This is a genomic window from Thiothrix sp. UBA5583 (assembly GCA_002425225.1).
GTDB classification, from domain to species: Bacteria; Pseudomonadota; Gammaproteobacteria; order Thiotrichales; family Thiotrichaceae; genus Thiothrix; species Thiothrix moscowensis.
Window position 1 is genome coordinate 118,171 of sequence record DILV01000030.1, and the last position, 25,370, is coordinate 143,540.

Annotated in this window: 7 protein-coding genes; 5 read left to right on the forward strand and 2 right to left on the reverse strand. The window is 55.0% G+C overall.

Annotated features, from left to right (window positions below; translation table 11 throughout):
• Positions 1 to 10 precede the first annotated feature (10 nt).
• From B2U47_RS12685 to eno, 3 genes are all read left to right on the forward strand, one after another.
• A complete protein-coding gene (locus B2U47_RS12685; RefSeq protein ID WP_296680385.1) occupies positions 11 to 1,666 on the forward strand; it encodes a CTP synthase in 1,656 nt (551 codons plus the stop codon).
• Positions 1,663 to 2,496, forward strand: a complete 834-nt coding sequence (gene kdsA, locus B2U47_RS12690; protein WP_296680387.1) for a 3-deoxy-8-phosphooctulonate synthase — start codon at positions 1,663 to 1,665, stop codon at positions 2,494 to 2,496. The genes B2U47_RS12685 and kdsA overlap by 4 nt, the downstream gene beginning before the upstream one ends.
• A gap of 137 nt (positions 2,497 to 2,633) precedes the next feature.
• Entirely contained in the window at positions 2,634 to 3,914 is a 1,281-nt protein-coding gene (gene eno, locus B2U47_RS12695; protein WP_296683878.1) for a phosphopyruvate hydratase, read from the forward strand.
• A gap of 74 nt (positions 3,915 to 3,988) precedes the next feature.
• Here eno and B2U47_RS12700 read toward each other — a convergent pair whose 3' ends face one another.
• Positions 3,989 to 4,453, reverse strand: coding sequence for a hypothetical protein (locus B2U47_RS12700; RefSeq protein ID WP_296683880.1), 465 nt, complete (start codon positions 4,451 to 4,453; stop codon positions 3,989 to 3,991).
• Positions 4,454 to 4,710: 257 nt separating this feature from the next.
• On the opposite strand from B2U47_RS12700, the gene B2U47_RS12705 reads away from it, so the two are divergent.
• Positions 4,711 to 5,049 (forward strand): FtsB family cell division protein, encoded by a 339-nt coding sequence (locus B2U47_RS12705; RefSeq protein ID WP_296683883.1) that lies wholly within the window; start codon positions 4,711 to 4,713, stop codon positions 5,047 to 5,049.
• Entirely contained in the window at positions 5,039 to 5,740 is a 702-nt protein-coding gene (gene ispD, locus B2U47_RS12710) for a 2-C-methyl-D-erythritol 4-phosphate cytidylyltransferase (protein ID WP_296683887.1), read from the forward strand. The genes B2U47_RS12705 and ispD overlap by 11 nt, the downstream gene beginning before the upstream one ends.
• Before the next feature lie 13 nt (positions 5,741 to 5,753).
• On the opposite strand, the gene B2U47_RS12715 is transcribed toward ispD, so the two are convergent.
• Complete coding sequence (locus tag B2U47_RS12715; RefSeq protein WP_296683891.1) at positions 5,754 to 25,223, reverse strand: SdrD B-like domain-containing protein; 19,470 nt, start codon at positions 25,221 to 25,223, stop codon at positions 5,754 to 5,756.
• Between the last annotated feature and the right edge of the window lie 147 nt (positions 25,224 to 25,370).

Here is a 25,370-nt window from a genome sequence, read left to right on the forward strand (position 1 = left end):
ATTTTCCATTATGGCACGATACATTTTTATCACAGGCGGTGTGGTTTCTTCCTTGGGGAAGGGCATTGCTTCCGCTTCACTGGGTGCAATTTTAGAAGCACGTGGCCTCAAGGTCACGATGATGAAACTTGACCCCTATATCAACGTTGATCCAGGCACGATGAGCCCTTTCCAGCATGGCGAAGTATTTGTCACGGAAGATGGTGCTGAAACCGACCTTGACCTGGGTCATTACGAACGCTTTGTTGGCTTCAAGGCTACCAGACTCAACAACTTTACCACTGGGCGCATTTACGAAAACGTCATCCGCAAGGAACGGCGTGGCGAGTATCTGGGGGCAACCGTACAGGTGATTCCGCACATTACCGACGAAATCAAGCGTTGCGTGCGGGCTGGTGCGGCAGATGCCGATGTTGCCATGGTCGAAATCGGCGGTACGGTCGGCGACATTGAAGCCATGCCATTTCTGGAAGCCATCCGTCAGATGGGGGTGGAAGAGGGCAGGCAGAATGCCCTGTTCATTCACCTCACCCTGTTGCCGTATGTGGCAGTTGCGGGCGAGCTGAAAACCAAACCAACCCAGCATTCCGTCAAGGAACTGCGTTCCATCGGTATCCAACCGGATGTGCTGTTGTGCCGCAGCGAGCGCCCGCTACCGGAAAATGAGCGCAAGAAAATTTCCCTGTTCACCAACGTGGAAGAACGCGCTGTCATTTCCGTGATTGACGTGGACAACATCTACAAAGTGCCGTTGTGGCTGCACGCGCAGAAACTTGACCGCATCGTAGCAGAAAAGCTTGGCCTGAATGATGCGCCGGAAGCTGACCTCAGCGATTGGAAAAACGTGGTCAGCTCGATGGAATTCCCCGAAGCGGAAATTACCGTGGTAATGGTTGGCAAATACGTTGATCTGACTGAATCCTACAAGTCGTTGAATGAAGCCCTGACCCACGCTGGCATCCAGACTCACACCAAGGTCAAAATCCATTACATTGACTCGGAAAAACTGGAATCTGATGATGAGCAGGTGCTGGAAGTATTGAAGAAAGCTGACGCTATTCTCGTACCGGGTGGTTTCGGCAAGCGTGGGGTGGAAGGCAAAATCCGCGCAGTACAGTATGCCCGTGAAAACAAGGTTCCTTACCTCGGCATTTGTTTGGGGATGCAGGTCGCGGTCATCGAGTTTGCCCGCCATTGCGCGAGCCTGGAAGGGGCGCACAGCACCGAATTCGTCCCCGATTCCCCGCACCCGGTCATTGGTCTGATCACAGAATGGCAAACCGAACACGGCACGATTGAAAAACGTTCCCAAGATTCTGATCTGGGCGGAACCATGCGCCTGGGTGGGCAACCGTGTGTCTTGCAGACCGGTTCACTGGCGCGGGAAACCTATGGTACGGAACAAATCATCGAGCGTCACCGCCACCGCTACGAATTCAACAACCAGTACCGTGAAACGCTGGAAAAGAGTGGTTTGGTGCTGTCCGGCAAATCCATTGACGGCAATCTGGTCGAAATGGTCGAACTGAAGGATCACCCGTGGTTCCTGGCTTGCCAGTTCCACCCGGAATTCACCTCACGTCCACGTCAGGGGCATCCGCTGTTCAGTGGCTTCATCCGTGCCGCGCGTCGCCACCATGAAGCCAAAGCAGGAGGTCGCGCATGAAACTGTGTGGATTTGAGGTTGGGCTGGAGCAGCCATTTTTCCTGATTTCTGGGCCGTGCGCGATTGAAACGGAAAAACTGGCGCTGGAAACGGCGGCAAAACTGCAAGACATGACCGCCCGTCTGGGTATTCCGTTCATCTACAAATCCTCGTTCGACAAGGCCAACCGCTCTTCGCACACCAGCGCCCGTGGTGTGGGGCTGGAAACCGGTTTGCGTATTCTGGAAAAGGTCAAGACCGAGCTGGGTGTGCCAATACTGACTGATGTACACGAAGATACCCCGCTGGATGAAGTTGCCAGCGTGGTGGATGTATTGCAAACACCAGCGTTCCTGTGCCGCCAGACCAATTTCATCCAGAACGTGGCGCGTACCGGCAAGCCGGTCAATATCAAGAAAGGCCAATTCCTCGCTCCGTGGGATATGGGGAACGTGGTGGAAAAAGCCCGTGCTACCGGCAACGACCAGATCATGGTGTGCGAGCGCGGTTATACCTTTGGTTACAACAATCTGGTTTCCGATATGCGTGGCCTTGCCATTATGCGGGAAACCGGCTGTCCGGTGGTGTTTGACGCTACCCATTCCGTGCAGTTGCCGGGTGGACAGGGTAGCTGTTCCGGCGGACAGCGTGAACATGTGCCAGTACTGGCACGCGCTGCCGTTGCTGTTGGCATTGCTGGTCTGTTTATGGAGTCACACCCCGATCCTGCCAACGCCTTGAGCGATGGGCCAAATTCCTGGCCGCTGGATCGCATGGAAGAATTACTCAAAACCCTGCTGGCTCTGGATCAGGTCGTCAAGTCACAACCGTTGTTAGAGAATAGTTTATAGAATCCCCTCACCCCAACCCCTCTCCCTCAAGGGGCGAGGGGCTAAGAGGCAGTCTTTCTTGCTCCCCCTCGCCCCTTGAGGGAGAGGGGGCTGGGGGGTGAGGGGTAAAAGTTTTTGAATTATTGGGAAGTAATCACATGTCTGAAATCAAAGCTGTCAAAGCCCGTGAAATCGTTGATTCACGCGGCAACCCAACCGTCGAAGCCGATGTCATCCTCGCCAGTGGTGTGATGGGTCGTGCTGCCGTACCTTCCGGTGCTTCCACTGGTTCCCGCGAAGCCATCGAACTGCGTGATGGTGGTGCACGTTATCTGGGCAAAGGCGTACTGAATGCAGTTGCCAACGTCAATGGCGAAATCGCCAAAGCCATCATCGGCAAGGATGTCACCGACCAGGCGGGCATCGACCGCACCATGATTGAACTGGATAGCACGGACAATAAAGCCCGCCTGGGTGCAAATGCACTGCTGGCGGTATCCATGGCAACTGCCCACGCCGCTGCCAAGGAACAGGGTCTGCCGTTGTACCAATACCTAGGCAAGGCTGATTCTTACAAGCTGCCCGTGCCGATGATGAACATCATCAACGGTGGCGCACACGCCGACAACAGCGTAGACATGCAGGAATTCATGATCCTGCCGGTCACTGCCCCGAATATGGCGGATGCGATCCGTTACGGCGCAGAAGTGTTCCACAGCCTCAAATCCGTGCTGAAAAAGCGTGGTCTGAACACGGCAGTTGGTGACGAAGGTGGTTTTGCTCCTGACCTGTCTTCCAACGAACAAGCGATCGAAGTGATTCTGGAGGCCATCGACAAGGCCGGTTTCAAGGTCGGTCAGGACATCTGGCTGGGTCTGGACGTAGCCAGCTCCGAATTCTACCATGACGGCAAATACGTGCTGGAATCCGAAGGCAAGAGCTTCAGCGCGGAAGGTTTCACGTCCTACCTCGAAAACTGGGTCAACCAGTACCCGATCCTGACCATCGAAGACGCAATGGCTGAAGGCGACTGGGCGGGTTGGGCGCATCTGACCAATGTGCTGGGCAAGCGTGTGCAACTGGTGGGTGACGACCTGTTCGTGACCAATACCAAAATCCTCAAAGAGGGCATCGACAAGAACATTGCCAACTCTATCCTGATCAAGGTCAACCAGATTGGTACGCTGACCGAGACGCTGGAAGCCATCAGCATGGCGCACGCCGCCGGTTACACCGCAGTGGTTTCCCACCGTTCCGGCGAAACCGAAGATTCCACCATTGCGGATCTGGCGGTTGCCACCAGTGCGGGTCAGATCAAGACTGGCTCACTGTCACGTTCTGACCGGATTGCCAAATACAACCAGTTGCTGCGCATTGCCGAAATCCTGGGTGACAAGGGCATTTACGCAGGCAAGTCAGCATTCAAGCAGTTTGCCTGACTACAAGCCATCGGCTGAAAATGAAAATGGCGAGCAAGGCTCGCCATTTTTTTATCCACGGAATGGATCAACAATCAGGAACAGCCGCAGCCGTTATTCTGTTTGTTGTCACGGTTGTCGCCTTTTTGGCTGCCCTCCGTGTTGCCATGTCGACCAGTACGGTTGCTTTCCTGGCTACCGTTGCTACCGTTGCTACCGTGGCTTCTGCCGGAGTCACCAGTTTCTTCCTGACCACCGGTTTCACCACCCTTGCCACGACCACATTTGCTGCCACCAGCACCTTCTGCGTTACCACAACTCCCTTGATCCTGATCGGCTTGATTACCACTTGCACCGCTGTTTTTGAGGTTTTCAAAAGCGGACAGTAAGCGTTGAACCAGTTGTTCGATAAGGTTCTGCTTGTCTGAGCTGATATTATTGCCAAACTGCGAATTGCTGCCACAGGAACGGCAAGCGTTGGTTTTGTCTGCGCCGCTGGAACCCAGACTGCCAAGCAGGCTGGAATTGTTAAGACCGAATCCACTACTGATAAATGTCATGACTAAATCTCCTTGTCATTGAATGACAGGTGGCAAGAACAACCTTTCCACCTGTGTCCCTGATAGTAATGGTGTGGGGCTGCCTACTGGGTAGATGTAGTCCCAGCGTTGGCAAATGCCTGATGAGCGGTGGTGATGATGGCTTAATGCCCAGCATGAATTCAGGTAAGGTTGCCTGTCAGGGGATCGTCATTATTTGCTATCCTTGCAGCACGGGTGTTTTTCACCGCCATTAATGAATTGAAACAGACATGAACATGACACGCATATTATTTGTATTGCTGGGTTTGCTGGCAGTTGGTTTGTTTGTCCGACTGTGGGTTGGCTCCGGCAGTTACCCTGACATTTGGCAGTTGCAGGAACGGATTGCCGCCCAGCAAGTGCGTAACGATGAGCAGGCTGAGCAAAAGCGCAGGTTGGATGTCGATGTTGGCAATCTGTCAAAAGATGTAAATGCCGTTGAAGCCAATGCCCGCAGTGAACTGGGGATGGTAAAAAAAGATGAAACCTTTTATCAGGTGATCCTGCAATCTGATCCCAAAGCGCCGCCAACCGTACAGGATGTGCCTGCCAAAGCACCTGCTCATGTCGAATAAGGTCTGGATTGTCATCCCCGCCGCCGGGGTGGGGGCGCGTATGCAGGCAGACCGTCCTAAACAGTATCTGTCCCTGGCTGGTAAAACCGTTATTGAACACACCCTGACCTGTTTTACCGGACATCCGGCAGTGGCGGGTATTGTCGTTGCTATTAGCACGGGCGACCCGTTCTGGCCTGCCATTGTCCGGGATGAGTCATGGGTATTTACCGCGCCGGGTGGCAAAGAAAGGGCAGATTCCGTGCTCAATGCGCTGGATTATCTTGCAGATACCCTACATGTCCCCCCGGAAAGTTGGGTGCTGGTTCATGACGCTGCCCGCCCGTGCCTGAGCCGTACTGATCTGGAGCGTTTGCTGGCAGTGCGTGCAGATAGGGCTGCCAACGGTGCTTTGCTGGCAATACCAGTACGTGACACCATGAAACGCACTCTGCCGGGTTCATGCCGTGTTGCCCATACCGAAGACCGCAATGGTCTTTGGCACGCCCTGACCCCACAAATGGCGCCACTGGGTATCTTGCGGGATGCGTTGTCGCGTGCCTTGCTGACGGGAGCCAGCGTTACCGACGAAGCGTCCGCACTGGAACTGGCAGGGCTGCATCCCCTGCTGGTGGAAGGGGATGCTCGCAACATCAAGATTACCCGCCCGGCTGATCTGGCGCTGGCGGCGTTTTTCCTGCAATCCGCCTGAAGTGGAGTGCCCCTCAGGGGGACAAACCACCTTTGACAATATAGTTGGATGCATACCCGGTATTCAGGGGATGTAGCAGGATATTGCCAACCAGCAGGCTTGCATCGTTGTTTGGGCCACTAAACAGGGTCTTGCCATCCATGTTGATGTCAGTAGGTAGATAACCGTGCAGCACATAGTTGGTATGGGCTTGCGGATTTTCTGCTGCCGAGAGGATGGTACTCAACAATGTATTGGCATCATTGCCAGGGCCGCTGGCTGTCAGGGTCTGGCTACCATTGATGTCGCCTGCCCACATCAGTGCCAGCTTGCCTGCCGTCACCCGTGCATGTTCCGCCTTGACTGCTGTTGCAGACAGGGTGAAGTCCACCATTCTGGCAGTGTTTACCAGACTGACCGGGCTGGCGGTGATCACATCCAGATGGTTGCGGTGACGGATAACCACATAATAATTACCTGCGGCGACCTTGGCAAAATGCAGGTCTGGCGAGCCAGTTTGAGCATCCACCAGATCACCGTCACGCTGGACAATGACGGCGCGGCTGGCAACAACCTGGCTCAGGCTGCTACGTAACTCGACCAGCATCCAGTCAACCGGGGCATTGTTACCCGTGGTTTCCTTGAGCATGTCACTGAACGTTTCCGTACCTGTATATTTGAACGGCGCAAGACCATAGGGCTGTTTGGCAGGTAATAAGCCTAGGGCATTCAGGTCAGCCGCCATCATCTGGCTGCCGCCATCATACGCACCTTGCAGGAAGGCACGGGTTTGCAGCAGGATGCCGTCATCTGCTGTGTTATTGGTGACAGTAACTGTAAACAGTTTGCTGTTGCTGAGGCCGCCCGTGTCTGTCACGGTGACTTCTACTTCATAGATATTGTCACGATTACTGTCCATCGGTGCATCGTAGTCAGGGATAGCACGGAAAGTCAGGATGCCCGCTGTGGATGTCACCGCAAAGAAAGAGGCATCTGTACCGCCACTGATACGGTAACTCAAGCCATTGCCTTCACTTGTCCCGGCATCCTGATCCTGTGATGTAATATCCAGCACATTGGCAACACTATCTTCCACGAAGGAAACCGCCGGGGCAGAAATAATGACGGGCGCTTCATTTTCATTCAGTACCCGGACTGTCAGGTCACGGGTTACTTGCGTGCCGTCTGCATAGGTTGCCACCACCTGTACTTCGTAGACATTATCTTTATTCGCATCTGCGGGTGATTCAAAGTTGCCCGGCGGCGGCAAGTAGCCCGGCGGTACAGCCCGCACTCCTGCTTCCCCATCGGCACTGGCAGACTTGGTGATAATGACATTCGGATCAATCATCTTGACGGTTTTGCATTCCGGTGTGGTTGGGCTGCTGGCAGTAATGGCGAAGTATTTGCCATCAGCTCCCTTGAGGGCATAGTTGATGGTATTGCCACTGGCATCCTTGGCGGTAATGAACGCCACAATACTGCTGTTTTCAGCAATGTTGAAATCAGCCGGAGCCAGACTCGGATTGGTGATCCAGTCCTTACATACTGTGGTGGTTGTGCCGGTTGCCGTACCTGCAAATTCGGAGGTATCGGTGAAGTCAGCGCCCACTTTGCGGGTCAGGGTTGCTGAAACCTTGTCATTGCCCGCCAGTAACTGGTTGGCATTGAAAGAACCCTTGTAGTTCTGTTTGCCGGTAGCACTGACTTCAATATCGCGCCCACCCAGATAAATCTGGCCCTCGCCGTGACCACTGGCATCTGCACTGTCATTCTTGAAGAATTCCAGCCGGTAAGTGCCTACAGGTACATCCAGATCAAAGTCATACGTAATGATTTTGGTGCCGTCAGTGATACCCATGGTCTTGAACTCAGGGTAGTTCAGCAGGTTGTTGGGGCCTGTGTCATTACTGGCGTTGGCAGTGACACCGTGGACATTTTCTGTGCCACCCACCAGATCAATCCCCAGACCACCGTTGGTATGGATGCTATTGCCAAGGATGGCATTGCCAGTGGTATTGCCTTGCAGGTTGATGCCATCGCCGCCAAAACGGGTAATGGCAAGGCTGCGGATGCTGCTGCCCGTGCTGCCAGCTACCAGGCTCAGGCCATTACCGGCAAGGTTGTTGCCATCCAGCTTGACCACGGGCACACCGGTTGCGGGGTTGAAGCCGGATTGGGTGCTGCCGTCCAGAATCATTGGTTTGTCGATGTTGGGCAAGGAAGTATTCAGCAGGATTGTCCACACACCACTGGCATAACGCGGGTCACTGGTTGGCAGTATCAGGATAGCGTGTTCCTTGCCTAGGCTGCGGCCTTCCTGTGTCAGGGCATTATCATCCCCCAGCAGGTTGGCATTGAGCAGGAACTGGCGCAAGGAGCCTTGCCCGTTGTCGTTGGTGTTGACCACACTACTGAAATTGAAGCCAAAGTCGACATTGTTGATGCTGCTGCCGCTCAGGGTAATTTCCTGTACGGACTGTGCTTGTTGACCAGTCAGCGTGCCGCCAGTGAACACAAACGTCTTGCTGGGTGAAACGGTCAGGCTGGATGCACCACCAGCATTGATGCCCGCATCCGCGACCGATGGTTTGACGCCACCCACGGTTGGGTAGGTCTGTACCGGCAGTTCACTGCCATTACCACCTGCACGGCTGGAGCTGACGGAATCACTCACGACCCGCACATAATATTTGCCATCGGTGAGGCTAGGCAGTTTGTAGATGCCGTTGGTATCCGTACTGGTACTGTCGACGAAGCTGCCATTGCTGGCGTAAATCTCGACGGTGGCATTGGCAATACCTTTGGTTCCGGCACTGCTGGCAGGGCGCGGTATCAATACGCCACCCGCATCACGCAAGCCGCCATAGTTCGGGTCTTCAAACACCAGCCCGGAAATGCTGCTGGTACAAATGGCAGTTCCTTCCACCAGTTCATTGACCTGGGCGGCTGTCAACTGGAAGCCGGAAGTGACCGAGATGAAACGGCGTGGTGTGGTTTGAGAACCCTGCGGATCTTGCGGGTTGGCATCAATACTGCCGTTGTACGTGCCTCCGGTGGAGGCAATCGCAGCCGATGCCGCAATATCTGCCGGGGTTGGGTTGAAGCTGACTACGGAGAAAGAGATGCCCGCAGACTTCAACTGGTTGTAAATGGTGAAATCCGAGCCATCATCCGGTTCTGCACCTGATCCAGCCGGGTCAATCAGCATGGAAATGTCGCTGGGAACCCAGTCGCCGTAGCGAACAGCGTCAGTCATCAACACGATTTGCAACGGTGTGGAAGCATTGCGGCTCATTTCCCTGACAGGGCTGACGATATAGGTGGAACTGGTGCTGGCATTGCTATCAAGCGCATAACGGATTTGCTGCACTGCGCCAGCCAGATGATCCGCCCACCAGTCGACATTGTAAGCGCCACCTGTACCAAACTGGCGTACCGGTGCGGTCATGGCGACACTGGAGAAATCGCGCTCAAAGTAAACGTACTGCCCGCCACTCACCAGTGAGTCGGTTGGTCCACCGAAATGGGCAATACCAATCCGGTTCTGCGGGTTGTCAGTCAGCAATTGTGTCCCAACTGTCTGGATGGTGCTGGCAAAGTCGGCGTATTCCGCAGGTGTGATTGAGCCGGAGTTGTCGACGATGAACAGGATGTCAGTACCACCCGAGGCAGTACAGCTACCACCGCCAATATTGGGCGGAGGGCCTTCGCTGGTCATCACCGGGCCAAATTCCGATGTACCACTGGCTGCCACGGTGGCAGTGGCAGTCAGCTTGTCACCCACCACAATGCCGGAAGGCAGTGGTAGGGTGAACTGGAAGGCTTTCATGCCAGTGTTGTTCATGCCGTCGAATGCTGGCAGGGCACAGTTGCCTGCATCAATGTCGGCGGCACTGTTTTCCGCCACACTGGTCAGATAGCGCTGGCCCTCACCGTAATCACGACTGAGGGCAAAGGTGTTGTCACCGGCTGTTGCTGCACCACCGGGGCTGACATCGGCTTCAAACAGTTCCACCACCGCTGCGGCTGGGGCACAGCCACGCACAGTCAGGTTGCTTGCACCGACAATCACCTGGTTGATGACTGGCATGTTGAGCAAGCCATTTGGCCCGCTGTCCGCGTCATTGGCATCGTTCAGGGTCACACCGCCTGGATCGACCTGATTGCCTCCTGCCAGATTGATACCCACTTCACCGTTATGGTAGATGCTGTTCTGGCTAATGACGTTGCCTTTCGCAGGGTCTTTGTTGATCAGCACGCCGCTCTTGCCGTTATCGTGCAGGTAGTTCTGCGTTACGCTGGCATTCTGGACATTACCGAGGAATACGGCGAATTCGGTATTGCTGTAAATACGGTTTTTGCTAACCACCAGTCCGGTCAGGCTGGCATCGGTGAAGTAGCCAACCCCATCATGGAAGCCACTGATGGTATTGTTTTCCACCCGACAGGTGACGCAGGTGGTGTTGCCGCCACCATAATCATTGAATTCCACCGCAAGGTCAGTAGCAGTCGCACTACCGCGCCCGACAAACCGGTTGCCGGAAATGGTCACACTGGGGTTCTGGGTGCGCAGGATTTCAATCGCAGCATTTTCGGTGTTGCCGGTCATGCCCACGCCGATGAAGTGGTTGCCGCTGATGGTGGCACTGACATCGGATACATTGTTGTACTGACCCGTGACAATACCCCGCTTGTTGTCATTGAAACCAAGCAGACTGTTGGTCAGCACAAAACCGACCCCGGAAGCATTTACCGCAATGTGCTGGTTGGAGCGCTGGCCTGCACCAGGATCGCCACCGTTGACGGGGTTGACCCCAAGTGCCAGCTCGTTCAGCAGGATGCCGGTGGTATTGGCCTGATCCATGCGGATGTCGGTATCAAACAGGCGCATTCCCAGCCCATAGATACTGACGTTGCTGGCCTTGATGTCGAAACCAGCCCCGAACCATTGCCCGACAATTTCAATTTCGGGAGCTGTCACCACCGCCAGGGCAATATTGTCTGTCCCAACTGTAGCCGCCGCCGCAACGTTGCCGCTGTTGGTGTTGCCCTTGTTGCTGGTCTGGGTACGTCCGTCGATGCTCACACCTTCGGTGATACTGGGCAACTGGCTGTTGAGGCTAATGCGCCAGTATTCGTTACCATTGTTTGCCACGCCGTCAGGGTTGATGAAACCGGTTTCGGTATTGGGCATGTTGAAGGTGATGCTATCCACTCCCGGTGTGCTGTTGGCACATTCGATGGCGTCACGCAGCGAGCCGGAATTATTGGCGGCACTGTCTGTGTCAGCCGTGGTGGTGACAATCAGTTTGCAGGTCGCATCGTAGAGGAATACGGGTGAGAATTCCGATGTACCAGTGCCTGCCAACGTTGCGGTTGCGGTCATGGTATCACCGGCAACGAAGGCAACAGGGGCAGGGATGGTTACACTGAAGGCTTTCATGCCGGTCTGGTTGTTGCCGTCAGCATCGGTTGCCAGTGTGCAGTTGGCGGTATCAGTGTCGGATGCCCCGCCTTCCACGAAGCTGGCAAGGTAAGTTTGACCTTCGCCGTAATCCTTGCTCTTGCCAACCTTGTTGTCACCCGGTGCGGCTTTGCCACCTGCGCTGACATCCGCCTCGAACAGTTCCACCGTCGCACCGCTGGGGGCGCAACCTTTCACGGTCAGGTTGCCGCTGGCAATACTGAGGTCGGCAATCAGCGGGAAGTTGAGCAGGTTGTTTGCACCCGCATCAGCATCATTGGCATCGTTGACGGTAACGCCATTGTTGCCGAGGTCAATCCCCAGATTGCCGTTGGCGTAGAAACTGTTGCCACTGATGACGTTGTTTACGCCAGCACTGTTGGCCGCCAGTTTGATGCCTCCGCCGATGTTGTTGGCAATGATGTTGGCCTGACCGGCGGCAGTGCCACCCATCTGGTGGTTGCTGGAGCCGCCATAGTTCATGATGCCGGGGCCGGTATTGCCAATAGCTTCGCCGTTGATGCCGACCCCAATACGGTTGCCCCGGATGGTGTAGCCGCTGGTAAGTATTGTGCCATTGGTGTAGCCAATCTGGAGGCCATCGCCTGCGTTGCCTGCAATGACGTTATCCAGTACGAGGGTGTCGTTGGCTCCCTCCAGGTCGATACCGCCAAACTGGTTGCCTAGTGCCGCCGTACCGGCAACATTCGTACCGATGAAGTTGTTCTGGATTGTGCCCGCCGTTGCCCCTGTGTCGTAGGCAATACCCCAGCGCAGATTGCCGGAAATGATGTTGCGTTTTGCGGCGGTGCTGCCACCGATAACGGTAGTGGCGGTATCAGCATACTCCAGCATGATGCCCTGACTGTTGGCATCGGCAGTACCATCCGGTTTCACCCCAAGGTAGTTGGATTCCACTACGGTGCGGGCAGCCGCCACGTTGATGGCACGGTTCATGTTGCTGGTACGGAAACCGGTGATGGACAAGCCGCGTACCGTGCTGTCAGTGGCGGTGTAGGCGATGGAAATGCCGATGGCATCCAGACCCGTTGTCGGGGCAATGCGGATACGGGGCATACCCGGCGTGCCTGCGGTGTAGCCGGGCTGGGTTGCACCGTCGATGATCAGCGGGGCAGTAATGTCCGGCAGTTTACTGTTGACGGTAATGTTACAGGTTGTACCGCTGCAAATATCCGCTCGCCCTTGTGGGTCGCCGCTGGCAGGGATATTGAAGACCAGCACTTCCTTGTTCAGTGCTGTATTCACGCCGTAATTGCTGCCTGGCTGCGTCATGCTGTTAGCCAGCAGGTTGGCGTTGAGGATGGCCTGACGCAAGGAGCCTTGCCCACTGTCATTGATGTTGATGACGGTGCTGAAGTTGAAGCCGAAATCAGCGCCCGTGATATTGCTGCCGGACACCGTAACCGGCTGTACCGACTGTGCCTGACCACCGCCAGACAGAACGAAAGTGCTGGTGTTGAGGGTCTGGTTAGTGGTATTGGCGGCTGCATCGACCAATGCAGGTTTGCGTCCACCGACTTCATTGGTGACAGCGCTTGTGCCGTCACTGCGGAAGGTCTGGATGCTGCGCTCGCTTGCATCGGAACCGGCACGGGTCGAACGGATGGTGTCGTTGACCACCCGCACGTAGTAAGTGCCATTGGCAAGGTTGGCAAAGCTGTAAGGGCCGCCATCAGCCGTTGTGGTGCTGCTGACAAAACTGCCGGTCGAGTTGTAGAGTTCGACCCGCACGCCCAGAACACCGGCAGCACCCGCAGTGCTGAGTGGTCGACCTGCACCGCCGCCGTAGTTAACGTCTTCAAATACCTTGCCTGACAGGCCATAAGCCATCGAAGAAGCAATGGTCAATGCGTAATCTTCCACCTCTCCATCATTGGCAGCAGCCGTACTGTTCAACCCGCTAGTGCTTGACCAGCGGAAGCGGGCATAGGTTTGGGTCGTTACTGCACCTGCTGGAACTGCCACATTGAAGGCGATTGTTCCAGCCGTATTGTTGGTGTCACCCACCAGATTGTCTTGGATATTGGTCGCAACCTGTTCCCCTGCATCGGCAAAGTCGCCATCTCCATTCCAGTCGATCCAGCCTTGCAGGTAGCCGCCTGCACCCGCTACGGTAGCCGTGATGCTAGCGGTTTGCCCCTGAGTCAGAGTAGGCAATGTCACACCGTCCTCATCGTCCACGCCGGTGGTGTCATCACCTGTTGCGCTAACATTCGGCATGGCTGCCGTATCGGCATCGACTGCGGCCCCCAGACGAAAGCCCGTTAAAATCTGGTGGGATGGTGTGCCATAGGTTGCCGGGGCGTCCGACTGATCATACGAAGCCGAAGATATGCTTGGATCACTCAGGTTACAGATGGCATGGCGGTTGTTCAGGCCACCGGTTGAAGCTGTATAACCCCAGTAAGGTGTTGATGTACCTAATTCACTGACCAGATTCACGACTTTGGTAGCTCGCAGTATTCCGTCAACGTAAACCTGAAGGGTTGTGGTAGCCGGATTCCAAACGACACGGAACAGATGATAAGCATTGTCTTCCAGCTCACCCAGAACAACAGGGCTGATCAAGCTGGTAGCTGCGCCGTTGTGCCGCCCATTCCCATGCAGGTAAATCGCCATGTGATCATCGAGGGGATCATTCCAGCCGTCGTCATAGTTGTAGTGGGTATCCAGTTCAACCACCAGTGAAGGAGATATGCCACCGCCACCCGAGCCATCTCCAGATGCCAAACCACGGCCTGATGAACCTAGGGCAGTGGCACTGGTATTTTGCAGGGTGAATGTCATGCCATCTGCACCGTCTTTTGATCCTAAAAAGGCTCTCGCAGTGTAATCAAAAGGCTGGGCAAGATTGACCCGTTTTGTTCCCCAGATGGCACCGATTTGTGAATTGACAGCAGGGGTTAGCTGGAATTCATTGTTTGCCAACACAGTGGCATGGCCGACCGTCGTCACGGGCAATGCCAGACAGGTTGCTGCTGCAATGCTTAGCGCATAGTCTTCTACCTCACCATCACTGGCAGCAGCAGTACTGTTCAACCCGCTAGTGCTTGACCAGCGGAAGCGGGCATAGGTTTGGGTCGTTACTGCACCTGCTGGAACTGCCACATTGAAGGCGATTGTTCCAGCCGTGGTGTTGGTGTCGCTACCCGCATTGTCTTGGATGTTGGTAGCAACCTGTTCCCCGGTATCGGCAAAGTCGCCGTCACCGTTCCAGTCCATCCAGCCTTGCAGGTAGCCGCCTGCACCCGCTACGGTAGCGGTGATGGTAGCTGTTTGCCCTGCGGTCAGTGTGGGTAGGGTAATGCCGTCTTCGTCATCCGTGCCGGTGGTGTCGTCGAGATTTGCACCAGTACTGGGTTGTGCCGCCGCTTCGCCATCAGGCGCAGTTGCTCCCAGGCGGATGCCGGAGACTATGGTATGGGAAGGTGTGCCATAGGTTGCTGGCGCATCACCGTAATCAGGAAGGATAGCTCCCGCTTTAAACCCAAAATCCACTGCATGGTAATGGTTGCCGTAGCCCAGCATGGAAACATTGGCAACCGCATGATCACCCACAACACCTGCATCCGAGTCGAGTTCTGGGTCGGTTCCTTGTGCTGCGGTAGTCAGGGTCATGCTGCCAAGTGCCGCCTGCTTGCTTGCACCGCCTACATTGCGGATCACAACCTGATACTGGGTATTCGGTGTCAGTGACAGCAAGCCATATTTGTGGCTGGCAGTGCTAGCTCGACCGCCCTGAATATCAGCAGCATTAAATCCACCGTTTGCCCCAGCCGTATCGTTAGGCGCATTGTTGCCCGTGGCTGGATAACCGCGCATGTCGCTGGAGAAGGCATAATAACCGTTGGCATCGGTAAGGGCAGTTGCCAGTGGGGTGGCAGAAGCCAGATTTGCCCCGTTCGCAAACAGTTCCACCTTGACACCTGCTACAGGAGGCTCACCTGCATCCTGTACTCCATCACTATCGCTGTCCTGCCAAACGCGGTTGCCGATTTCGAGGGACGGTGTGTCACACAGGATTTCAAGATCACCAATTGCGGCATTCTTGCCATTGACCGGGCGGTTGTCCGGGTATTCAAACGCGCCAGTTCCCTTGTAGAAACTGTAGGCACGGTTACGCTGCCCAGCCGTTGCCGGGTTGCCAAGACCGGTATCTACCCAGGAAATCCCTACGCTGTAGAACTCGAATGGCTCGGCAATGGTATAAGCCGCTTCCATGAAACCCGGAATTTGTGCCGCACCACCGTAGCTGGCAGAACGCAGGGATGGCCCGTGGTCTGCCGGGTATTCCTGATGGAAGAATGTGCCGTAGCTGGGTCCAGTACCATAGCCGTTGTCTTTGCCTGCCGTGGTGACACCGCCGCAGGAACCATTGTTTTCCCGTTCCCAGGTAAATGTTGCCTTATTCAGCACACAAGCACGACGAATGACGCTATAGCCAGTTCCCTTGCCACCATCAACCGACGGCCCATAAGGTGACGGCAGGGTTTCACGGAAAGTCAGTGTCATGTTTCCGGCCGGATCAAATACAAGGTCAGTAATCGTTGAAAAGTTGATGCTGTAAGTGTCTTCACTGGGGCGTGAATACACCAGGCTAGGCGTTGTTGAGAACGTCTTGCTGCCCAGATCAAAGCGGAAAACAGAATGTTCCGGCACTTCCCACGGCAAGCCATATTCAGCACCACACTGGGTGGCAACATACAAACCGCCCTGGTATTCACCCAAACCAAAGGTACGTTTGGTTCCGCCTGTTTTGCAATTGCTGGCAAACGGAATGTTGTAGCTGCTGATCAGACCGGCATCCGCAGCGCTTAGCGGGGCAGTCCTGATGGGCAGGATATACAGTTTGTTGTTCGCCATGTTGACCGCGAACAGGGATTTGCCGTCAGCCGATACATCCAGGTCGCCGAACGCTGTCTTGCCAACGGCATCGTTTATTTGCCCATCCTGATTGTCGCGGGTGGCGTTGCCGGAAGCGACATAGGAACCGTCCGGGTCACTGCCGCTACCATCAGCAATCTGTACATAACCGGGGTTGCCAGCCGAGAATACGCCTGTCAGGTAAGGGTCAGAGCCTGCTGTAGGTGGTGTAGCCGGGAAGATCTGGTTCAGGTTGGCGTACAGACTGGTGGTCGGGCTGGCTGGATTGCTCATGTCGACCCGGTAAATGCCACCCGTTCCGCCGGAGCCGAAGCCTGTCCATGCCTTCATGTAAGCGGATGCAAACAGACTGTCGGAAGCCGGATGCCAGCCAAGGCCGAACACGCTGCCTACCTGATTGGCGAGTGCTAAATCCCTGAAAGCAGCATCAGTTTCCAGTGGCTGGTTGTATCCCGGTGGGTTAGTGTTGGGCAAGCCCGTTGTACCGCTGTTATAGGGGAATGCAAAAATGTTGGGTACATCATTGTTGCCCGCAAACGGCGGATTGGGTGTCTGTTGCCCGTAGGCAAAGCGGTTGGTTGCCATGTCCGGGTTGTTTTGGCAATAGCTGGTTTCTTCCTGCAAGGCGAAATAAGTATTGACGGCGGTTGGGCTGACAACCTGTGTCAGTACCTGATTGCCGGAGCCGGACTGGGTAGCCACGCTATAGCCTGCCGGAATACTGCTCATTTGCAGCACGCAGTTGTAATTGCCAGCCACTGCTCCCGGTGTTGCCAGATAATATTGCCCGTTTACGTCGCTGGTGACAGGGCCGAAGCTGAGCTTGCCACTGGCTCCCACGCATTCCGCCTTGATCTGTGCTCCGGCAATGCCTTTGTCAAACGCCAGTTTGATGCTGGTATTGTTGGCAAAGTTGCTCATGGCACTATTGCTGTCTAGTTGCCCGTTGAGGTTGTAGTCAAGGAACACCTTGCCGGTAATACCGTTACTGGCCTGGTCAAAACCAAAGTTTTTGGTGACGGTGGTATTGGCAGGCACGGCAACCCCGGTAACTGGGTTGGTTGTGCCAATGGTTGCGCCCGCTGGAATATCCGTATCGGTGGTGTCGACGGCAACCCGGTAAGTGAGGGTGTGGTCGAGGCTGTCAAAACGGTATGCACCGTTGATGGCAGTACTGGTATTGCCCAACAAGGTGTCATCGGCGGTATTTCCGGCAGTACCGTTATCGTTGTAGAGGGATACCTTGATACTGCCGAGGCCGTAGTCAACTCCGGTGTCGAATACATCGTTGGTGTTGTTGTCGAGGTAAACCGTACCAGCGATATTGCTGGGGGTGAGCAGGTCGAAACCGAAATCCTGATTGTACAGTATGGTGTTGGCAGTGACGGTAACACCGGTCAGTGGGTTGGCAGTACCCAATAGCATGTGGGCAGGCAGGTCAGGGTCTGCCGTATTCACTTCAATCCGGTAGGTGTTGGAGGTATCCACATCTGTAAAGTAATAACCGCCCTGTACATAGGTGCTGGCAGTATAAACCAGACGGTCGTCGGCAGTATTGCCGGTCGTACCGTTTTCGTCATACAGCTTAACGCTGATGGCAGTGATGCCCGTTTCAATACCTGCATCATGGCTGTTATTCAGGTTGGCATCGTGATACACCGTGCCGTGGATAGTGCCAGTGGCACAGGCAGCTTGAGTCAGCACCACATCATCAATGATCAGCTCGTTACCTACCTTGACGTCATCACGCCCACCGACGGTACACCAGGGGTTGGCATTGAAAACGCTATTCGGGTCGCAGTAGCCATTGTTGCTACCTTCGGTATGCCCATAGTTCACAAAAGTGATGGTCGAGTTGTAATCAAATGCAGTGAATTCGACCGCGTAGGTTTGCGTGCCTTCTGCACTGCCAGGCGCCTTGAAGTGAATGGAGCCACCCGGCATGTCCAGCCGCATGATGCCTGAAGCATAAGTACCTGCTGGATTTTCCGGGATAGCCTTGAAATACAGCCGGTAAGTTTTGCCCGGTGTGGTGGCAAATGTTCTGGCCAGCCTGACGGGTTCCGGCCCCCAGTCAGCCTTGCTGCCGTATTCGTTGGCAGTGGTTCCGGGGGTAATGAAATCATCCATGTCATCACGCAGGGCAATGGCATCAATGGTAGTCAGCAGTTTGCCATTGGCATCAAAGGTGTAACCGCTAGGGGTGGCAGGGCTGATCTGGCGGATTCCGCCGTTACCAAAGTACACGCTGCTGCCTTGCCCGACCGGGGTGGTGATATGGGCATAGGTATCATTGCCGCCACCGGAGCGCGTCCAGTCGCGGATGGCCTGACTGCCGGGGCGGTTGGTTCCCCAGAATACGGTTGGGGTCAGGTCATCGAAATTGTCCTGGAACACCACGGTTTCACAGGCAGCCGGAGTCGCACCGCTGATAATGGCAAGGCTGGGGCTGTTGGGCGGAATATCCATCGCAATGGCAATCGGATAGTCTTCCACCTCACCATTGCTGGCAGCACCTGTCGGGGTACTGGTGGTAATGCTGCTATCGGTGGTCAGACGCAGACGGATGGCAGTTGTGCCCAGTTGCACATCAAACGGGATGCTCGCCCAGTTGAGGGTGACGCTGGCATTGCTGGAGCCAGTGGGCACATCCACCGAAGCCGCTTCGTCTTCTTCAAACGTGCCGCTCTTGTCAAAGTCGATCCAGCCGTACAGCTTGCCTGCTGTGCCGGTGTTGTTGGTCACTTTGAAACTGCTGCTGTAGCTGGTATCAGTCAGTTGCAGTACCGGGAACAGTGGGATGTAAGCCCCCGGTGCATTCTGGCTGGGTGCGCCGTCATCATGATTGTCAGTGCGGGCATTGAAACTGTATTTGCTGGCGGTTTCACCGTCGGGGGCATTGTCACCCAGATGGATACCAGCAACGATGGTGTGGCTGGCATCACCATAGGTAGCCGGTGCGTCGCCAAAATCGTTACTGGTGCTGGTAGCACATTCGTGGGTTTTCAGTTTCAGGTTATCGAAAACCACCCGGTTGGCAGAACCACCGAAGAAACCTGATACAGTGTCATCATACAGATAAAAGCGCACGTAATAGGTGGTGTTGCTTGCCAGTTCCAGCGGGCTGTCAAAGTCGTAGTGGTTGTAGTAATAGGCTACCCCGTAATCGTAGGGCCCTTCGCTGATGGAGGCTCCGGTAGTCGGGTTGGCTTCATCAATCTGGATCAGGGTTTTGACTACTTGTGGCGAGCTGAAGGCGGCATTGTCATCAACCTGCACCTGGATCTTGTATTTGCCCGAATGGTTGCTGCCAATGGTTGTGCCTTGCGTGACCAGACCAAGGCCGTACAGGATGTGGGTATTGCTCAGGCTGGACTGGGTGGTGAAGCTGTATTGCAGGTATTTGTTGTTGCTGATGGCATCGGCAAGAGTAGCTGGTACGGAGGCGGTAGTGGCATACAGACCCCAGTCGATTCGACCCGTGGTCAGCCCGGTAGCCGTCTGGTTGCTGGCGGCAGCAATTTCGTCCGGCTTGTTGATGGCGGGCAAGGCATGGTTGGCGGCCTGACCTGCTGGGTCGTTTTCATCATGAGTCCAGCCGACAGCGGTATTGATGTAGGCATTTGTGCCGGATGGGGCAGGCGCAGCGCAACTGCCAGCGGAGAGCAGGTCAAAACCGAAGTTCTGGTTGCCGGTGGTCGCACCCGCTGCGACCGAAACGCCCGTCAGCGGGTTGGCAGTGCCGATGCTGGCTCCGGCTGGCAAATCGCTGTCGGTGGAATCGGTCTGAATCCTGTAGGAACGTGCCGGATTCAGGTTGCTGAAGCTGTAAGAGCCATCCGCTCCGCTACTGACCGTGCTCAGCAGGGTGTCATCAGCCGTGTTGCTGGCGGTAAAGTTTTCGTCATAGAGGCTGACACTAATGCTGGCAATACCGCTTTCGCTGCCGGAATCAAAACTGTTGTTCTGGTTGCTGTCACGGTAGACCGTGCCACTAATGCTGCCCATGCTGATATTGGTCTGATAGCCAAAGTCGAGCGAGTGGTTGTTTTGCCCTGCGCTGCCGACCGTGAAACTGATCACGGCATTTGCGCCACTGACGGCGGCATCCGAATCGCGGATGTCAGTCTGGTAGTTGTTGTCGGTCTTGCTGTCGGCATTCTGGGTGGTCAGGGTATGCCCGCTCAGGCTGGCTTGGGAACTGCTGATGCTCAGGCTGCAACTTTCCCCGCTGCCCATGAAGGTAGCATTTCCGCCGGAAACATTGCTGAAATAGTATTCGCCACTGGTATTGGTGGTAGTGCTGGCGGAATCCGTGCCGCAGGTCAGGGTGACATTGACATTGTTGATACCGGCTTCGCCTGCATCCTGAATACCATCTTTGTCAGTATCCAGCCATACCCTGTTGCCGATTTCATTGGGTGCTTGGTCACACAGGATTTCCAGTTCACCCATGCCGGTTGCCTTGCCCATGGTTGTGGCAGAGACGTAATAGCGGTTGTCTGCGCTCCCCGTCCGGTTATTGAGCCAGGCAACCCCGTTGGTTCCCCATGTGTTGACGTCATAAGATGACATCAGTACCGTGGCGCTACCGGGAGCCATTGCAAGGCCGCCGGAGGCGATTTCATTCATGCCTTGCCAGGAGTTGTCGGTAGGCCCCATGTCTCCCCAATAATATTCATTGATTGTCTTGCTGTTGCTGGGGATGTCGGTGGTACAGCCAGGTTCTGAGTCAGTCGCATAGCCGCTGTTAGTCTTGCACAGGCGCAGCACATCGCCGGTGGAGCTGGTGTAATCAACACCCAAATCCGCACAGGAAGGCTCATCATAGGAGTTGTTGCCGTTTTGCATCCCGGCACGGTCAGCGATACCGATGATGATGGAACCATCCGTATCAAATTCGAGGTTGCTGACAATCGGGGAGTGGAAGTAAGGCCAGCCAACTGCATCTGCTTGCGGAATCCAGCCGTTCCACTGCGCCGGATAATCATGGCTGTACAAGTTCCGTTGCTGGTCAATCGGGAAATCTTTCACGTAGCTGAAACCAGCCGCTGTATTGGCAGGATCAAAGCGCAGGACATATCCCCTGACATTGCTCAGGGTGTAAGGGGCACTGCTGGCATCACACACACCACCGACATATACATAACCACGATGGTATTTGACAGCCCAGGGGCGGAATGTGCCGGAGGTGCAACTATGCGGTGAAGGCAGGTTGATGCTGTAACCGCCCAGCACATTGGCGGCGGTTGGCGTAGTGGTCGGGCTGATATTGTTGATGCCATACAGCTTACGGTCATTGAGGTTGACCAGCCACAAACGGTTGTTGGCATCATCATGGTCGATGTCACCAATCCCTACCTTGCCAACCGCATCCCAGGCTGCCACGTCATGGGCGGCAACCCATGGGTTGGTGGACAGTTTGGGGGAACATGAGTCAGTCAGGCGTACATCCGCCCCGGTGTCGATCCCGATGGTTTTGACATCCAGATAGGCTGATGCGCCGGTATTGGTGGTTGGGTCATTCATGTTGATTTTGTAAATGCCGCCAGTGCCCAGAGAGCCAAGCCCGGAGAAACGGCGCATCACCGCCGAGGCATACAGGGTTTTACTGCTTTTCTGGTAAGCCATACCCCAGATTGCCCCGGTCTGGGCGATGCTGGCCTTGCTGGAAGCGGGTGGTGTTTCCGCATAGGCCGGGCCAGTGGCGTTATACGGGAAGGTGTGGACGCTGGTATAAACACCCACATCCGCAGCGGTCGGGTCGCCGCCTACAAACACGTTGGCAGACACATAAGGGGTTGCCTGACAGTATTCCACCGGGTCGCTGACTCCGTAATGAGTGGAACAACTGCTGCTGGCTGTCACAAAGCGCACATTGGTGGCACTGTCAGTACCTTGCGCACCGGAAGACAAACTGGCTGGCAAGCCCGTGAATTCCAGCCGGTATTGCGCACCGTTGGTTTGACCGCTGAACCTGTACCAGCCGCGTGCATCGGTCGTGGTGGTGGCAACAGCAGTATTGGCAGTGTCATAGGCGGTGACAGTCACGCCTGCAATACCTTCTTCCTGACTTTCACGGATACCGTTTTGGTTGTAATCGCGGAAAACAATCCCGCCAAACTCCCCAGCACTGGCATCACAGCCCAGATCAAATCCAAAGTTTTGGTTGGCAAGGGTATTTCCTGCTGTCACCGCAACGTCTGCCAGCGGGTTGGTCGTGCCAATAACTGCACTGGTAGGCAGGTCGGTATCGCGGGTATCCACCTCGATGCGGTAACGGGGTACAGCGCTGATATTGGCGAAACTGTAGGAACCATTGGCAGCCGTGGCGACCGTGGCTACCTTGAGGTCATCGGTAGTGGTCGTGGTTGTGCCGTTGTTGTCATACAGGCTGACGCTGATATTGCCGAGGCCGTTTTCCGTGGCACTGTCAAAGGTATTGTTGCCGTTTTTGTCCGTATAAACCGTACCGGCAATGGCACTGGTCGGGCAGGCGGAAGCCAGCGCCACCGTTACATCATCAATAATCAGTTCATTGCCCTTCTTGTCGATCGGAATGCCACCGACACTGCACCAAGGGCCAGAAATGACGGAGTTAGGGTCGCAATAGCCGCCATCCGTACCCAGATGCCCATAGTTGATGAAACTGATGGTCGAACTGGTACCTGTTGCCGTAAATTCGATCCGGTATTTCTGGATACCCTCCATGCCGCCCGGCGCCTTGAAGTGTACCGAGCCACTCGGCGTATCGACCCGCATTAGCCCGGAAGCATAATAATCGTTACCGGCATCTTCCGGGATGGCAGAGAAATACAGCCGGTATCTTTGCCCAGCAGTTGTGGCAAAGGTGCGCGACAGCTTGACCGGTTCTGGCCCCCAGTCAGCTTGATTAGTATTAATGCCGGGAGTGGTGTCATCAACATTGTCACGCAATTCAATTGCATCGGGGGGGGACAGCATTCTGCCATTGCCGTCAAATTGCGGGGCGATACCAACATCCGGGTAAAAACGCCGGATGAAACCATTGCCAAAATAGATGGATGTGCCTTGGGTGGGAAACAGAGCCGTGGTCAGGGTACGAGCATAGCTGTCACTGCCGCCGCCAGTTGCCGTCCAGTCACGAATGACATACGGGGTGGCGGAGGTGTTGGCTCCGAAATACTGGTCTGCCGGTACATCATTGAAGTTATCGGTAAACACGGTGCTGCTGCACGCAGGTGTTTCGCCCTTGACAAGGGTGACATCTGCACTGTCAGGGGGAACGTCGATGGCAACCGCAATCGGGTAGTCTTCCACTTCACCGTTGCTGGCATTGTTGCTGGGGGTGCTGGCAGTGACAGTTGCATCGGTCGTCAGGCGCAGACGGATGAAGGTTGTACCCAGCTTGATGTCGGTGGGAATGCTGTTCCAGGTCAGGGTGGCAGTGCCGTTGCTGGTACTGGTGGGAACACTGACGGTGGCTGCTTCATCGGTATCGAACAGACCATTCTGGTCGAAGTCGATCCAACCACGCAGGTTGGCTGGCGAAGCTGTGGTATTGGTCACATTGAGGTCGACACTGTAGCTGCTGGCGGTCATTTTCAGGATCGGGAACAGCGGAATGGAGGTGTTTCCACTCTGACTGGGCACACCGTCCTCGTCTGCGCCATCACCGAATCTGGCGTTGTAGCTATACTGGCTGGCTGCTTCGGCATCCGGGCGGTTGATACCCAAATGGATACTGTTGTTGATGGTATGGCGGGCGTTGCCATACGAGGCAGGTGCATCACCAAAGTCATACAGGGTTCCGCTGGAAACTGTCAGTGTGTGGTCTTCCACTTCACCACTGGTGGCTGCACCCGTAGGAACATCAGCTTCGCTAAGGGTTTGGCTCAGACGCAAACGTGTATAAAGTGTCCCTGCCGTCAGGCCGGATGGCAGGGTAAAGGTCGGGTAAAAATAGCCATTCCAGTAAACGTACTGGGTATCAGCTTTCTCCCCCGCATCCACAAAGTCGCCATCACGGTTAAAGTCGATATAGGCTGTTAGGTAAGACTTTATATTGGTTTCATTTTTGACGTAAACCGGCAGGGAATAAGTCTGGCCTGCGGTTGTTGGCATGATGGGTGGATTGACTAAGCCATCTTCATCATCCGGGCTATTGGTCGTGTCATCACTCGTGGCAGTACTGTTTTGCAACGTACCATTGTCGGCATCCACCTGAGAGCCGATCATCAGATTGGGGATGATGGCGTGGCGGGGGCCGTTGTCAGTGGCAAGAGTCTGATAGTTGCCGCTGGCAGTGCCCGTTGCGGTATCAGGGGCATCACCATAGTCCAGGTTATTGTTGATGGCAAACAGCAGGCCAGCATTGTTACGCCCGGTTGTCCAGCTCCAGGTTTTATTACCGGTCGCGCCCGGTGTGGCAATGGTTTGATAAGCTACACCTGCTGCTGTGCGGGTGATGCTGGAGAAAGCCTGGGTCATGCCGGTAGGCACGTTGAGTGTGGAAATGTCACCCGACGCCATCGACATGGCTGAAACCAGCAAAGCGTTATGCGAAGTGGTATTGATGCCGGTTATGGCTCTGGATGTGCCTGTCGTTGCCGTCCCGGCGTTATTGCCACTTTGGTTGCCAATGGGCTGGATCGGGTTGTGCCCTGTAACACGGTTAGCCATGATCCGCCAGTTGGCTGGGGAGGTGGCGTTGCCTGATGATGTAAAGGTGTACGTGGCTGGTTCGGATGCCGTGGCAATTTTGTAGAAAGCGGCAACAGTGGCGCGGCTGGCGGTTCCGTCAGTGGTGGCTAAAGCCTCGCGTCTGATCAGGGTAAAACCATTGCTGCTGTTGATGGTAAGGTTGGTTCGTTCGTAATGGAGCGTGACAATGATCAGGTCGCCTGCCTGTATGTTGGCGGGTTTGCTGACCGTTTGGGTATTACCGCTGGTTCCTGAGTTGCTGGTCTGGTTGCCTGTACCGGTTTGCCAGACAGGATCGGCTTGTGCGGCAAAGCTCATACTCAGGCCAAACACGAGCGCAAGTAGAATGAATACGGAATTTGTCCATTTTTTTAGACGAGCAGAAATGACGATTAAAATAAATGACAGGATGTAAAGAATGGGCAGAATCCCTGTTTTAAGCGTATTCATCACTATTGTTCCGTTATCATTATGATTATTCGGCATTTCTTTTTTAGCCCAGTATGATTTTTATAATTATTACTCCTTATAGTATATCACCACTATAAATTGGTTCAATTGATTGTTTGATTCGGGGTGTGACCGGAAGTGATGCTC

Bases quoted from the DNA above. Each gene is read 5' to 3' on its own strand.
- B2U47_RS12685 (WP_296680385.1), top strand. From the start codon at position 11: ATGGCACGATACATTTTTATCACAGGCGGTGTGGTTTCTTCCTTGGGG.
- kdsA (WP_296680387.1), top strand. From the start codon at position 1,663: ATGAAACTGTGTGGATTTGAGGTTGGGCTGGAGCAGCCATTTTTCCTG.
- eno (WP_296683878.1), top strand. From the start codon at position 2,634: ATGTCTGAAATCAAAGCTGTCAAAGCCCGTGAAATCGTTGATTCACGC.
- B2U47_RS12700 (WP_296683880.1), bottom strand. From the start codon at position 4,453: ATGACATTTATCAGTAGTGGATTCGGTCTTAACAATTCCAGCCTGCTT.
- B2U47_RS12705 (WP_296683883.1), top strand. From the start codon at position 4,711: ATGACACGCATATTATTTGTATTGCTGGGTTTGCTGGCAGTTGGTTTG.
- ispD (WP_296683887.1), top strand. From the start codon at position 5,039: ATGTCGAATAAGGTCTGGATTGTCATCCCCGCCGCCGGGGTGGGGGCG.
- B2U47_RS12715 (WP_296683891.1), bottom strand. From the start codon at position 25,223: ATGAATACGCTTAAAACAGGGATTCTGCCCATTCTTTACATCCTGTCA.